Genomic DNA, 13336 nt, shown 5'->3' on the forward strand with positions numbered 1-13336 from the left:
TTTTTTTTATACCGGCCTGATGTATCTAATTCAGCCTTTTGTGCTGCTATTCATGTTACTACGAAGTCTCAAAGCTCCGAATTATCGCAAGCGTTTAGGTGAGCGATATGGCATTTATGCGAATCTTGCTAAGCCTACACAAGATGGGATCGTCATTCATGCGGCATCAGTTGGTGAAGTGATTGCCGCCACGCCGCTAGTAAAACGTATTCAGAAGGAATACCCGAATTTATCGATCACGTTTACAACGGTCACGCCAACAGGCTCTGAACGCGTAAAAGCCGCCTTTGGGGAAACTGTGACGCATTGTTATTTGCCTTACGATTTACCTTGTGTCATCAATCGTTTTATTGATTTTATTCAACCTAAAGTATTCATTGTCATTGAAACGGAACTCTGGCCAAATTTGATTGATTGTTTGGCTTGTCGAAATATTCCTTTCATTGTGGCGAATGCACGCCTTTCTGCGCGTTCAGCTAGACGCTATGGCAAGGTAAAAAAACGCCTACAAAGAATGTTCTCTCAAATTAGCCTGATTGCGCCACAAGATAGTATCAGTGGAAAACGTTATTTAGAGTTAGGTTATGAGAAAGATCGTCTGCAATTAACCGGCAATATTAAATATGATCTTGTGGTCAGTGATGAGTTACTCAAAGACATTGCAACACTTCATGAGAGCTGGGCGAAAGATCGTCAGATTTGGATTGCGGCGAGTACCCATGAAGGGGAAGAAGAGCTCATTTTACAGGCACACCATTTGTTACTGAAAAAACATCCAAACTTGTTGTTATTGCTAGTGCCTCGTCATCCTGAACGTTTTAATCCTGTGGCAGATTTAATTGAAAAAGCCAACTTTAACTTTATTCGTCGTTCAACAGGTGAGATTCCTTCAGAGAATACCCAAGTGATTCTGGGGGATACCATGGGCGAGTTGATGTTGATGTATGGTATTTCAGATATTGCGTTTGTTGGCGGAAGTTTGGTCAAACATGGGGGACATAATCCTTTAGAGCCTTTGGCATTTAAATTACCCGTTGTGAGTGGAAAGCATACCTTCAATTTCCCTGAAGTTTTTACCTCGCTCCTAGAAGTGCAAGGTGTGTTGCAAATCAACTCCACAGAGAAAGCGTTGGCAGAGATTATTGATAAGTTGTTGAATTCTAAAGGGGCACGTCAACGTTTAGGCAATGCAGGCTATGAGGTATTAATCGAAAATCGTGGCGCATTACAGCGTCTTTTAGATTTGCTTCATCCTTATTTAACCAATATTTCGGAGAACAATAAATGACAAGCGTAATTTACCCTGGCACGTTTGACCCGATTACCAACGGACATTTAGATATCATTGCGCGAAGTGCAGTCATTTTTCCGAAAGTTTTTGTCGCAGTTGCGAATAGTCCGAGCAAAAAGCCATTGTTTTCATTGGAGGAGCGCGTTGAACTCGTGCGTCAATCGGTCGCTCATTTACCCAATGTGGAAGTATTTGGATTCTCTGATTTACTCGCAAATGAAATCAAAGCGAAAAAGATTACCGCCATTATTCGTGGTGTGCGCACAACAACGGACTTCGAATATGAATTACAACTGGCCGCGTTAAACCGTTTATTAACCGATGGTGTGGATAGTTTGTTTTTCCCTCCAACAGAAAAATGGGCGTTTGTGTCTTCTACGATTGTACGAGAAATTTATTTGCACCATGGGGATGTGAAAGAACTGGTGCCGGAAGCCGTCTATTTAGCCTTAAAAGCACGTCGTGAATGAAAAAAACACTTCTAATTTTAACCGCACTTTTAGTGTTAACCGGTTGTGGTACGGTGGTGAAATTAATCGATCCATCGGAAAAATACACACCTTACGCGGGTGCGGCTTATGATTTAGAGATGGCCCAAAAATGGGGCTTACCTATTTTAGATTTGCCACTATCATTTTTATTAGATACCGCATTATTGCCTTATGCGTGGTCAAATTAATTTGCATTAAGATATGAAACTCAATCCTCAACAACAACAGGCTGTCGAATATGTCAGTGGGCCTTGCTTGGTGCTAGCTGGCGCAGGCTCGGGCAAAACTCGTGTGATCATCAATAAGATTGCTCATTTGATTGAACACTGCGGTTATTTACCTAAACAGATCGCCGCTGTAACCTTTACCAACAAAGCCGCTCGTGAAATGAAAGAGCGTGTAGCCCATTCGATTGGTAAAGAAAAATCCAAAGGATTGATTGTTTCCACTTTCCATACCTTAGGTTTCGACATTATCAAGCGGGAATATAAAGCTTTAGGCTTTAAATCGAATATGACCTTGTTTGATGAGCACGATCAACTTGCCTTACTAAAAGAACTGACGGCAGATGTGTTGCAAGAAGATAAGGATTTATTGCGAGAGTTAATTTCCGTTATTTCCAATTGGAAGAATGATTTGGTTTCGCCAAAACAGGCTTATGCTTTAGCGAAAGATGCAAAATATCAAACCTTTGCAAAATGTTATGAGCGTTATGCGGCGCAAATTCGTGCTTACAATGCGTTGGATTTTGATGATTTGATTATGTTGCCGACCTTACTCTTCAAGCAGAATGAAGAAGTGCGGTCAAAATGGCAGGAGAAAATCCGCTATTTGTTGGTGGATGAATATCAAGATACCAATACCAGCCAATATGAGCTCATCAAACTACTCGTTGGCGAGAGAGCTTGTTTTACCGTAGTAGGCGATGATGACCAATCCATTTATTCTTGGCGAGGTGCAAGACCGCAAAATATGGTGCGCTTGCGTGATGATTTTTCGCGTTTGCAAGTCATCAAATTGGAACAAAATTATCGTTCCACTCATCGTATTTTGCATTGTGCCAATATTTTGATTGATAACAACGAGCACGTATTTGACAAAAAGCTTTTTTCCAATTTAGGCGAAGGTGAAAAACTACAAGTCATTGAAGCGAAAAATGAAGAACATGAAGCCGAACGGATTGTGGCGGAATTAATCGCTCATCGTTTTAGTCGTAAAACTAAATTCAAGGATTATGCGATTTTGTATCGCGGTAATCATCAATCCCGTCTATTGGAAAAAGTGCTGATGCAAAACCGTATTCCATACAAAATTTCTGGCGGGACGTCTTTTTTCTCTCGCGCTGAAATTAAGGACATGATGGCTTACTTGCGTTTGGTGGTGAATCAAGACGATGATGCAGCCTTTTTGCGTATTGTTAATACACCAAAACGGGAAATTGGTACTGCAACATTGCAAAAACTAGGCGAGTTGGCACAGGAAAAACATATCAGCTTATTTGAGGCGATTTTTGAGTTTGAGCTCATGCAACGTGTTACACCAAAAGCCTATGATGCATTGCAAAAATTTGGTCGTTGGATTGTGGAGTTGAACGATCAAAGTTTACGTTCCGATCCTGAAACGGCTGTGCGTTCTTTACTTTCTTCATTGCATTACGAAGAATATTTGTATGAGTATGCCACCAGCCCGAAAGCCGCTGAAATGCAGAGTAAAAACGTGGCGACGTTGTTTAGCTGGGTAGAGGATATGCTCAAAGGCGATGACGTGAATGAGCCGATGAATTTAAATCAAGTGGTCACTCGTTTAACGCTACGCGACATGATGGAACGCGGCGAAGACGATGACGAGAGTGATCAAGTGCAATTAATGACATTGCATGCCTCCAAAGGTTTAGAGTTTCCTCATGTGTATTTAATCGGTATGGAAGAAGGGATTTTACCTCATCAAACCAGTATCGATGAAGATAATGTAGAGGAAGAGCGCCGTCTAGCCTATGTGGGCATTACGCGAGCACAACAAACGCTGACTTTTTCTCTTTGTCGTGAACGACGTCAGTTTGGCGAGTTAATTCGCCCAGAGCCAAGTCGCTTTCTAGCAGAGCTACCACAAGATGATGTGCAATGGGAAAAAGATAAGCCAAAATTAACGGTAGAGCAGAAGCAACAACAAACATCGAGTCAGCTTGATCGTTTGCGGGCAATTTTAAAAGGCTAGAGATGATTAAAGTGCGGTAGGAAATTCATTTGTTTTTTCAACCGCACTTTATTTATGCAAAATGTAGATAAATCAAGCAACCAAAACGGCTTTTACAAAAAATGATTTGACATATTTTCAAAAAAACGTATCATACCGCCCACACACCGAATGTGGTGAGATGGCCGAGTAGGCTGAAGGCGCTCCCCTGCTAAGGGAGTATGGGGTCAAAAACTCCATCGAGGGTTCGAATCCCTCTCTCACCGCCATTTGTTGTTAGTTTTATTATTCTGCACCCGTAGCTCAGCTGGATAGAGTACTCGGCTACGAACCGAGCGGTCAGAGGTTCGAATCCTCTCGGGTGCGCCATTTTAAATCGACTCTATCAGTTAAAATGGTCACGAAGAATAAAACATCACTACGCACCCGTAGCTCAGCTGGATAGAGTACTCGGCTACGAACCGAGCGGTCAAAGGTTCGAATCCTTTCGGGTGCGCCATCTTCTCTCTTCAAATTTTCTTTTTATCAAAAATAATTAACGCTTTATTTAGTTATTTTTCTCGATCATCAATCGTTTTTAATAAATAATTTCCTTGTACGTCAGTGACACTTCTAAAACCGACATTCGTGATTTTATAGGGAAAATTTGTCTTATATTCAACGTTATCGTGGTGATGTCCATGGAAAACGTGTTTTACCCCTAATTTTTCAGCAAGTTGATTAATCACACGAAATCCCATTGGATGGGGCTTCGGTGCCTCATGGCAAATTAGAATATCGGCTTGTTCATTTTCAATGGCTTCGATATCAGAAGGGAAAATAGACGTGCGATGACGTAATGGTACACCGCCACGCCAAATTTTTTCTTGCGGGCTATATTGGCAATAGTGGATAGGGTCAAAATACATTGGTTTATTGGGAGGCATCCAGATTTGTCCTCGGAATACGCCACCTAAGCCGGCAATGCGTTGACCTTGGATTTCAACAACACGATTATGCAAATTACGCGATTTCCAATGTGTCCCCCAAATTGCCTCAAATGCGGCGACAGTTTTGCTGTCATGATTACCGTGAATAAACCAAATATCACAATATTTTGCGAGTTTATCTAATTCATCAGGCGAAGAAAGTTGCAAGTCGCCCAAAATAATCAGGGCAACGTTGTCGTTTTCTTGTACGAAAGGATAAAGATGTTCATAACTTCCGTGCGGATCGCCTGCGAATAAAATCATCTTATTTCTCGTTGGTCAATGTGCGTTTAGTATGCTGTAAACCTTCAAGTTCTTCATCATTTAACACTTTTTCTACAACAGATTTCACTTGGTTATAACGGTCTAAATAACTTGGCGATTCAATTTCAATGTAAGGCACTTTGTATTTATCTAACAATTTCTTCAATAACTGTTGGAATTGTTGACGTTGTTTTTGGTTACCTAAACTACGTAATCCATCATCCACCCATTTTGTATTGTTTTTCAATAAAATGGTGACATCAAACGGGTATTCTTTGATCATAGAATCTAAGAATGGATGGGCTTTACCTTCGTATTGAATACAAAAAGCTTGCGTGGTAATGAAGTCGGTATCAATAATCGCCACTTTATGGGCGTGACGTACGGCATAATCAATATAGCGTTGATGACCTAATGCCATTTGTGGATAGTCAGAATATTGCATGGCTTGCTCATCGCCACCTAATTTTTCAAAGACATATTCCCGACCATATTCCCATGCAGAAGTGGTATTAAATACGGCAGCAAGCTTACTGACCAAGACACTTTTACCGCTGCTTTCACCACCCAAAATGGCAATAGTTTTTGCAAAGAATGGACGGACTTCTTTTGGAATGAATTTCCAATATTGGAAAGGTGTAGTTCGAATTTTCGTTGCAGATACATTAAAGAAAGAGCGGTCAGGATCCACTAAAGAAACTTCAAGGCCTAGGTATTTTTCGTATGGTGCTTTGTCTTGTGGCTCACTACTAAATACCATTGTCGGGGTAAATTGTTTTTCTTCAAATAGATTTTTTACTGCCTCACTCCAAGCTTGCCAGCCATTCGGATAACTTGGAATGCCATCTTCAACTAAATGATGGATAAAAATGTGATCGTTTTGATATTTAAAGATTTGTTGCATCCAGCGAAGGCGATCTTGTACCGTCGGCATGCGTTTCATTTTACTATCATAAAACAGTTTCAAATCGCGTTCGGTATCGCTACAGACAATTACGTGAAGTTCATCCACTTTACTAAATGCTTCATAAATCATATTAATATGGCCGGTGTGGACAGGGTAAAATTTCCCAAAAATCACACCCACTTTTTTATCGTGTTTGTTCGACATAATGTATCCTTCGCTAAATGACCACTGCGAGGTGGCTGAATAGTCCTATTTTATGCAATCTTTGTGCAAATAAAAACATTTTTCATTGAATGATTTTTTACTGTGACATTTTACGTTATACTACGACCTGCATTCTCAGGGCAGGGTGAAATTCCCTACCGGTGGTGACAGCCCACGAGCACTTAAAAGTGCGGTCAATTTTGATTACGTTTTACAAAATTGTTTCGCTTTGTACTTTTAAGGTTAGCAGATTTGGTGAAATTCCAAAGCCGACAGTATAGTCTGGATGAAAGAGAATAAAACGGATTGGGTTCCCAATTCCGTTCTATTTATTTGCATTTCTCAGCCCTGATTCTGGTTAATTTTAACGTAACAACAAAGGAAATTACGATGAATCAGTCAATTTTATCTGCATTTGGTGCGACCGGCGAAGAACGGGTAATTAACGCATTGAATGCATTCAAACAAGGTAATGGCGTATTAGTATTGGATGATGAAGATCGCGAAAATGAAGGCGATTTAATTTTCCCAGCAGAAACCATTACGCCAGAACAAATGGCAAAACTTATTCGCTATGGCAGTGGTATCGTGTGTTTATGTATTATCGATGAACAATGCAAACAGCTTGATTTGCCACCAATGGTTGAACACAACAATAGCGTGAATAAAACCGCGTTTACCGTGACGATTGAAGCGGCAGAAGGTGTGTCGACAGGTGTATCGGCGCAAGATCGCGTCACCACAATCAAAGCAGCAATTGCGGATCATGCAAAACCAGCAGATCTTCACCGTCCTGGGCATGTTTTCCCATTACGTGCTGCAGAAGGTGGTGTTTTAGCACGTCGTGGTCATACTGAAGCGTCCGTTGATTTAGCGCGTTTAAGTGGTTTTAAACCGGCTGGTGTGATTTGTGAAATTACGAATGATGATGGCACCATGGCTCGTGCTGCAGAAATTATCGAATTTGCGAAAAAATTTGGTTATGCGGTATTAACAATTGAAGATTTAGTGGCATATCGTCAAAAACACCAGTGCTAATTAAATGCTTGGAAAACAAAAGTGCGGTCAGAAAATCTTTTAAATTCTGACCGCACTTTGCGTTTTAGGCTTAATTCGTTTCCACAAAGCTTAATGCCGTTTCGACCACTTCGATTCCTGCGCCTTGCTTAAAGGCATTTTCACTTAAATAGCGTCGCCATTGTCTTGCCCCTTTGCAGTTTTGGAATGCGCCAAGCATATGTCGAACGATATGATTTAAATAAACACCTTGGCTCAGTTGTTTTTCAATATAAGGGAACATGGCTTCCACCGCTTGTCTTGGTGTGACGATATCCGCATTGGCATCAAAAAGCATTTGATCAACATAGCCCAACAATGACGGATTTTGATAAGCCTCACGCCCAACCATCACGCCATCCACAAATTGCAAATGATGTTTCATTTCTTCGATGGTTTTAATGCCACCATTAATTGCAATGGTCAACTGCGGAAAGTCTTTCTTTAATTGATAAACACGATCATAATCCAAAGGGGGAATTTCTCGATTCTCTTTTGGACTTAATCCTGAAAGCCAGGCTTTTCGTGCATGAACAATAAATTCTTGGCAGCCTGCATGATGGACTTTTTCGATAAAGTCGCAGAGAAATTCATAGCTATCCAAATCATCAATACCAATACGCGTTTTCACGGTGACAGGAATATTCACGACACGTTGCATTTCCGAAATACATTCTGCTACTAAATCCGCTTTTGCCATTAAGCAAGCACCAAACATGCCGTTTTGCACGCGATCGGAAGGGCAGCCGACATTCAGATTAATTTCATGATAGCCTCTTTCTTGGACTAATTTGGCACAATGTTTAAGCTGTGCGGGATCACTTCCACCGAGTTGTAGGGCAACTGGGTTTTCTTGCAAATCAAAATCTAAATGATCGTATTTCGCATGAATAATGGCGGGAGCCGTAACCATTTCAGTATAAAGCAACGCCTTTTTACTAAATTGGCGATGAAAATAGCGACAATGGCGTGTCGTCCAATCTAACATTGGCGCCACGGAAAAGCGTCCACGATAAAAGTGCGGTTGGTTTTCTGACATATTTTATTTCTCTTGAATCTTGTTACGGCGAAGATCTTCTGCTTGTTGTTCCTGCATTCGTTGACGGAAACGTCCAGCCGCAAAGTGGTAAAAAGGTTTCGGACTAAATTGGCGCGAAATTATGGAGGCAATGATACTGGAAATCAAGAGCCAAATCAGCACAGGTTGAGCCCCAGTCATTTCCATCACCACTACGCTGGCTGTCACAGGGGATTGTGTGCCACCGGCTAAAAAGGCTGCCATACATAAAATGACCAAGAAGCGTTGATCCACCATGCCGTTACTGATTTCCCATAACATGGTGCCGATACCCGCGCCAGTAGTGAGAGATGGCGTAAAAATTCCGCCCGCGATGCCATTCCAATACGTCGTAACCGTTGCGAAGAGTTTTAGTATCCCCACTTCAGGCGAAACGAGCTGTCCTTCTAATGCTCTTGCGACAACATCATAACCTGTTCCATAGGTTTGTCCTTCGCTGTAGGTGCCCAGAGCAGCCAACACTAAACCAAGTAATAAGGCAATATAAATAGGGTGTTTTCGGATCCAATCACGCCATTTGATTGGAGAAAGTCCCGCGAGTCCTTTGGCAAGCAGTCGTCCAAATATACCACCCAGTACACCGCAGACGAGGCCACAAATGGCAAGCCAAAGATATAAATAAGGAATAGAGGTTGTGCCCCTATAAACAGGAAAGTAAGGGCTATTGCCTTGAATCGCCACTAAAATAAAACCGGCCGCTAATACACCGAGCAACACGCGGCGTTCCCAGCGTAACATCACACCTCGACCAAGTTCTTCAATAGCAAAAATGACCCCAGCTAAAGGGGCATTAAATGCGGCAGCAAGACCGCCTGCTGCACCCGTTGCGATGAGTTCATTCGTACTTAAGCCGCGGAAAGCAAAGTTGTATTTACGACAGAAATTCCCCCAAGCTAGCATGACTGCAGCACCCACTTGAACAGAAGGGCCTTCACGTCCAACAGACGCACCGATAACCATTGCAAAGAAAGTAAGTGGAATTTTCCAAATGGTTTGGCGAAATTTAACCAGTTTTGTTTTATAACCATTATAAGGAAGATTAATGGAGGCAATCACTTGTGGAATACCACTGCCGCCAACATAAGGCGTGTATTTAGCGGTAAACCAGGTGAGAAAAGCAAGACCAAGCGGTAAAACGATCCAAACGGCGAGAGGGTATTTGGCTAACCAATAGGCATTAAATTCAAGTCCCATGTCGGCGAGTTTCGCAAATCCAAAGGAAAAAAGTGCAACAAATGTCGCACCAATCAGTAGACATATAAATTCTAGGGTTTTATGAGAGATACGATGGGTTTGTCGAAGTTTTTTATGGTAGAAATAACGTAAATGAAAAATGAATGAACGTAACATAATGATTGCCAACAAAATAATTCTGTTTGAAATTATAAAAGCCTAGTCACAGACAGGCAATTGATTTGGGAAAGTGCGGTCAGTTTTGTGTCGATTTTTTATCAAGCGATCCTTTGCGATCCTATTTCTGTTTAAATATTGACAATGTGAGGCGAAACCATTAAAATTCAGCGTCTATTTCTTCTGTCTATTGGATGGAGAGATAGATTTTGTAACAAACATTCTATTATGAATAACATTTAAACTGGAGCTTTTTTAATGGCAACTATCAACCAGCTAGTACGCAAACCGCGTGTGAAAAAGGTTGTAAAAAGTAACGTTCCTGCATTAGAGGCTTGCCCGCAGAAACGTGGTGTGTGCACTCGTGTATACACAACTACACCTAAAAAACCGAACTCAGCATTACGTAAAGTATGTCGTATTCGTTTAACTAATGGCTTTGAAGTAACTTCTTACATCGGCGGTGAAGGTCACAACCTTCAAGAGCACAGTGTTGTGCTTATCCGTGGTGGTCGTGTTAAAGACTTACCAGGTGTGCGTTACCACACTGTACGCGGCGCATTAGACTGTGCAGGCGTTAAAGATCGTAAACAAGGTCGTTCTAAATACGGCGTTAAACGTCCTAAAGCTTAATGGAACTCCGTTAAGTAAGGCCAAACGTCTAAATTAGTAAAAATTTAAATCAGAAACTCCAGTATCACATTAGCTCACTTTAAAGTGCGGTTAATTTTTATAGAGTTTTGGATATCCTGAAGATTAAATATACGGAGAAATTCGCAATGCCACGTCGTCGTAGTGTTGAACCACGCAAGATTCTTCCAGATCCGAAGTTCGGTTCAGAGTTACTTGCAAAATTTATTAATGTATTAATGGTAGACGGTAAAAAATCCGTTGCTGAAACCATCGTTTACGGTGCGTTAGACAAACTTGCAGAACGCACAGGTAAAGAACCTTTAGAAGCATTTGAAATTGCACTTGAAAACGTTCGCCCAACTGTTGAGGTTAAATCTCGTCGTGTTGGTGGTTCTACTTACCAAGTGCCAGTTGAAGTACGTCCAGTTCGTCGTAACGCATTAGGTATGCGTTGGATCGTTGAAGCTGCACGTAAACGCGGTGATAAATCAATGGCTTTACGTCTTGCAAATGAATTATCTGATGCATCAGATAACAAAGGCGCAGCAGTGAAAAAACGTGAAGATGTTCACCGTATGGCTGAAGCTAACAAAGCATTTGCTCACTTCCGTTGGTAATACGCTTTTAAAATTTAAGGGCTTCATCCTCGATGAAGCCTTACCCTTATATAAACAGATATTAAACTTAACAAGGTTATAATAATGGCTCGTACAACCCCTATTGAAAGATATCGTAATATCGGTATTAGTGCGCACATTGATGCTGGTAAAACTACTACCACTGAACGTATCTTATTCTACACCGGTGTAAGTCACAAAATTGGTGAAGTACACGATGGTGCAGCAACAATGGACTGGATGGAACAGGAACAAGAGCGTGGTATTACCATTACCTCTGCGGCAACTACCGCATTCTGGTCTGGTATGTCACAACAGTTCCCACAACACCGTATCAACGTTATCGATACCCCGGGACACGTAGACTTTACTGTTGAAGTAGAACGTTCTATGCGTGTTCTTGATGGTGCGGTAATGGTTTACTGTGCGGTTGGTGGTGTTCAACCTCAGTCTGAAACTGTATGGCGTCAAGCTAACAAATATCAAGTTCCACGTATTGCGTTCGTAAACAAAATGGACCGTACTGGTGCTAACTTCTTACGTGTTGTTGATCAACTTAAAACTCGTTTAGGTGCGAACGCTGTTCCTCTTCAACTTCCAATCGGTGCAGAAGAAAACTTCACTGGTGTTGTTGATTTGATCAAAATGAAAGCGATCAACTGGAACGAAGCTGACCAAGGTATGACCTTCACTTATGAAGATATTCCAGCAGATATGCAAGCAGCTTGTGAAGAATGGCGCCAAAACCTTGTTGATGCAGCAGCTGAAGCAACTGAAGAATTAATGGAAAAATATCTTGGTGGTGAAGAGTTAAGCGAAGAAGAAATTAAAGCAGGTCTTCGTCAACGCGTATTAGCAAATGAAATCATCTTGGTAACTTGTGGTTCTGCATTCAAAAACAAAGGTGTTCAAGCAATGCTTGATGCGGTTGTTGAATACTTACCAGCACCAACTGATATTCCAGCAATCAAAGGTATTAATCCAGATGAAACTGAAGGTGAACGTCACGCAAGCGATGATGAGCCGTTCTCTTCATTAGCATTTAAAATTGCAACTGACCCATTCGTAGGTAACTTAACCTTCTTCCGTGTGTACTCAGGTGTAATTAACTCTGGTGATACAGTATTAAACTCTGTACGTCAAAAACGTGAACGTTTTGGTCGTATCGTACAGATGCACGCTAACAAGCGTGAAGAAATCAAAGAAGTTCGTGCGGGCGATATCGCTGCAGCAATCGGCTTAAAAGATGTAACTACGGGTGATACATTATGTGCTATCGATGCACCAATCATCCTCGAGCGTATGGAATTCCCAGAGCCAGTAATCTCTGTAGCAGTAGAACCTAAAACTAAAGCTGACCAAGAAAAAATGGGTCTTGCATTAGGTCGTCTTGCTCAAGAAGACCCTTCATTCCGTGTTCACACTGATGAAGAATCTGGTGAAACCATTATTTCTGGTATGGGTGAGTTACACTTAGATATCATCGTTGACCGTATGAAACGTGAGTTCAAAGTGGAAGCTAATATCGGTAAACCACAAGTATCTTACCGTGAAACTATCCGCACTCGTGTTAACGATGTGGAAGGTAAACACGCAAAACAATCTGGTGGTCGCGGTCAATATGGTCATGTTGTTATTGACTTATACCCATTAGATCCAGAAGGTCCTGGTTACGAATTTGTAAACGAAATCAAAGGTGGTGTAATCCCTGGTGAATACATTCCTGCAGTTGATAAAGGTATCCAAGAACAGCTTAAATCTGGTCCATTAGCGGGTTATCCGGTAGTAGATATTGGTGTACGTTTACACTTCGGTTCATACCATGATGTTGACTCATCAGAATTAGCGTTTAAATTAGCGGCTTCTTTAGCATTTAAAGCAGCGTTCGCTAAAGCAAACCCAGTTCTACTTGAGCCAATCATGAAAGTTGAAGTAGAAACTCCACCTGAGTATGTGGGTGATGTAATCGGTGACTTAAGCCGTCGTCGTGCTATGGTTAACGGTCAAGAAGCGAACGAATTCGTTGTTAAAATCGATGCAGAAGTTCCACTTTCTGAAATGTTCGGTTATGCAACAGACTTACGTTCACAAACTCAAGGTCGTGCATCATACTCAATGGAACCGTTAAAATATGCTGAAGCACCAACAAGTGTTGCTGCTGCAGTAATTGAAGCGCGTAAAAAATAATTTTTTGTAACAATCCGCTCTATAAGTCGAATGGCTTATAGAGCATTTTCTAGGAAACTAAACAAATGTCTAAAGAAAAATTTGAACGTACAAAACC

The 13336-nt window shown here is 41.4% G+C and carries 12 protein-coding genes, 3 tRNA genes and 1 riboswitch; of the genes, 11 read left to right on the forward strand and 4 right to left on the reverse strand.

Annotation, left to right across the window (positions count from 1 at the left end; all coding sequences use genetic code 11):
- The 7 genes from waaA to HMPREF2750_RS09770 form a co-directional block, all read left to right on the forward strand.
- The coding region (gene waaA, locus HMPREF2750_RS09740; protein ID WP_186821587.1) for a lipid IV(A) 3-deoxy-D-manno-octulosonic acid transferase at positions 1–1288 on the forward strand (1288 nt) is incomplete at its 5' end.
- On the forward strand, positions 1285–1761 hold the full coding sequence (gene coaD, locus HMPREF2750_RS09745; protein WP_014064370.1) for a pantetheine-phosphate adenylyltransferase: 477 nt from the start codon (positions 1285–1287) through the stop codon (positions 1759–1761). The genes waaA and coaD, both read left to right, overlap by 4 nt.
- Entirely contained in the window at positions 1758–1970 is a 213-nt protein-coding gene (locus HMPREF2750_RS09750) for a lipoprotein (protein WP_070583784.1), read from the forward strand. Before coaD ends, HMPREF2750_RS09750 begins: the two co-directional genes overlap by 4 nt.
- A gap of 13 nt (positions 1971–1983) precedes the next feature.
- Positions 1984–3996 (forward strand): DNA helicase Rep, encoded by a 2013-nt coding sequence (gene rep, locus HMPREF2750_RS09755; protein WP_070583786.1) that lies wholly within the window; start codon positions 1984–1986, stop codon positions 3994–3996.
- Between the two features lie 154 nt (positions 3997–4150).
- Positions 4151–4244: transfer RNA gene (locus HMPREF2750_RS09760), tRNA-Ser, on the forward strand.
- A gap of 23 nt (positions 4245–4267) precedes the next feature.
- Positions 4268–4344, forward strand: a tRNA-Arg gene (locus tag HMPREF2750_RS09765).
- A gap of 53 nt (positions 4345–4397) precedes the next feature.
- Positions 4398–4474 (forward strand) — tRNA-Arg (locus HMPREF2750_RS09770).
- Between the two features lie 52 nt (positions 4475–4526).
- On the opposite strand, the gene HMPREF2750_RS09775 is transcribed toward HMPREF2750_RS09770, so the two are convergent.
- Together HMPREF2750_RS09775 and nadR are read right to left on the reverse strand one after the other, a co-directional pair.
- Complete coding sequence (locus HMPREF2750_RS09775; protein WP_070583788.1) at positions 4527–5207, reverse strand: metallophosphoesterase family protein; 681 nt, start codon at positions 5205–5207, stop codon at positions 4527–4529.
- Position 5208: 1 nt separating this feature from the next.
- Positions 5209–6318 (reverse strand): multifunctional transcriptional regulator/nicotinamide-nucleotide adenylyltransferase/ribosylnicotinamide kinase NadR, encoded by a 1110-nt coding sequence (gene nadR / locus HMPREF2750_RS09780; RefSeq protein ID WP_083304560.1) that lies wholly within the window; start codon positions 6316–6318, stop codon positions 5209–5211.
- 127 nt (positions 6319–6445) lie between these two features.
- A riboswitch (FMN riboswitch) is annotated at positions 6446–6620 on the forward strand.
- An 88-nt stretch (positions 6621–6708) separates the two neighbouring features.
- Between nadR and ribB the strand changes: the two genes are divergently transcribed.
- A complete protein-coding gene (ribB, locus tag HMPREF2750_RS09785; protein ID WP_070583790.1) occupies positions 6709–7356 on the forward strand; it encodes a 3,4-dihydroxy-2-butanone-4-phosphate synthase in 648 nt (215 codons plus the stop codon).
- 70 nt (positions 7357–7426) lie between these two features.
- Here ribB and dusA read toward each other — a convergent pair whose 3' ends face one another.
- Both dusA and HMPREF2750_RS09795 read right to left on the reverse strand, forming a co-directional pair.
- Entirely contained in the window at positions 7427–8413 is a 987-nt protein-coding gene (gene dusA / locus HMPREF2750_RS09790; protein ID WP_070583792.1) for a tRNA dihydrouridine(20/20a) synthase DusA, read from the reverse strand.
- Positions 8414–8416: 3 nt separating this feature from the next.
- Entirely contained in the window at positions 8417–9802 is a 1386-nt protein-coding gene (locus HMPREF2750_RS09795) for a chloride channel protein (protein WP_070583794.1), read from the reverse strand.
- Positions 9803–10060: 258 nt separating this feature from the next.
- On the opposite strand from HMPREF2750_RS09795, the gene rpsL reads away from it, so the two are divergent.
- From rpsL to fusA, 3 genes are all read left to right on the forward strand, one after another.
- On the forward strand, positions 10061–10435 hold the full coding sequence (gene rpsL / locus HMPREF2750_RS09800; protein ID WP_005543325.1) for a 30S ribosomal protein S12: 375 nt from the start codon (positions 10061–10063) through the stop codon (positions 10433–10435).
- 146 nt (positions 10436–10581) lie between these two features.
- A complete protein-coding gene (rpsG, locus tag HMPREF2750_RS09805; RefSeq protein WP_005699184.1) occupies positions 10582–11052 on the forward strand; it encodes a 30S ribosomal protein S7 in 471 nt (156 codons plus the stop codon).
- Between the two features lie 84 nt (positions 11053–11136).
- Positions 11137–13239: an elongation factor G gene (fusA, locus tag HMPREF2750_RS09810; RefSeq protein WP_005699207.1), complete on the forward strand. Its 2103-nt coding sequence runs from the start codon at positions 11137–11139 to the stop codon at positions 13237–13239.
- The last annotated feature ends 97 nt before the right edge of the window (positions 13240–13336 follow it).

This window comes from Haemophilus sp. HMSC066D02 (genome assembly GCF_001810545.1).
Taxonomy (GTDB): domain Bacteria; phylum Pseudomonadota; class Gammaproteobacteria; order Enterobacterales; family Pasteurellaceae; genus Haemophilus_D.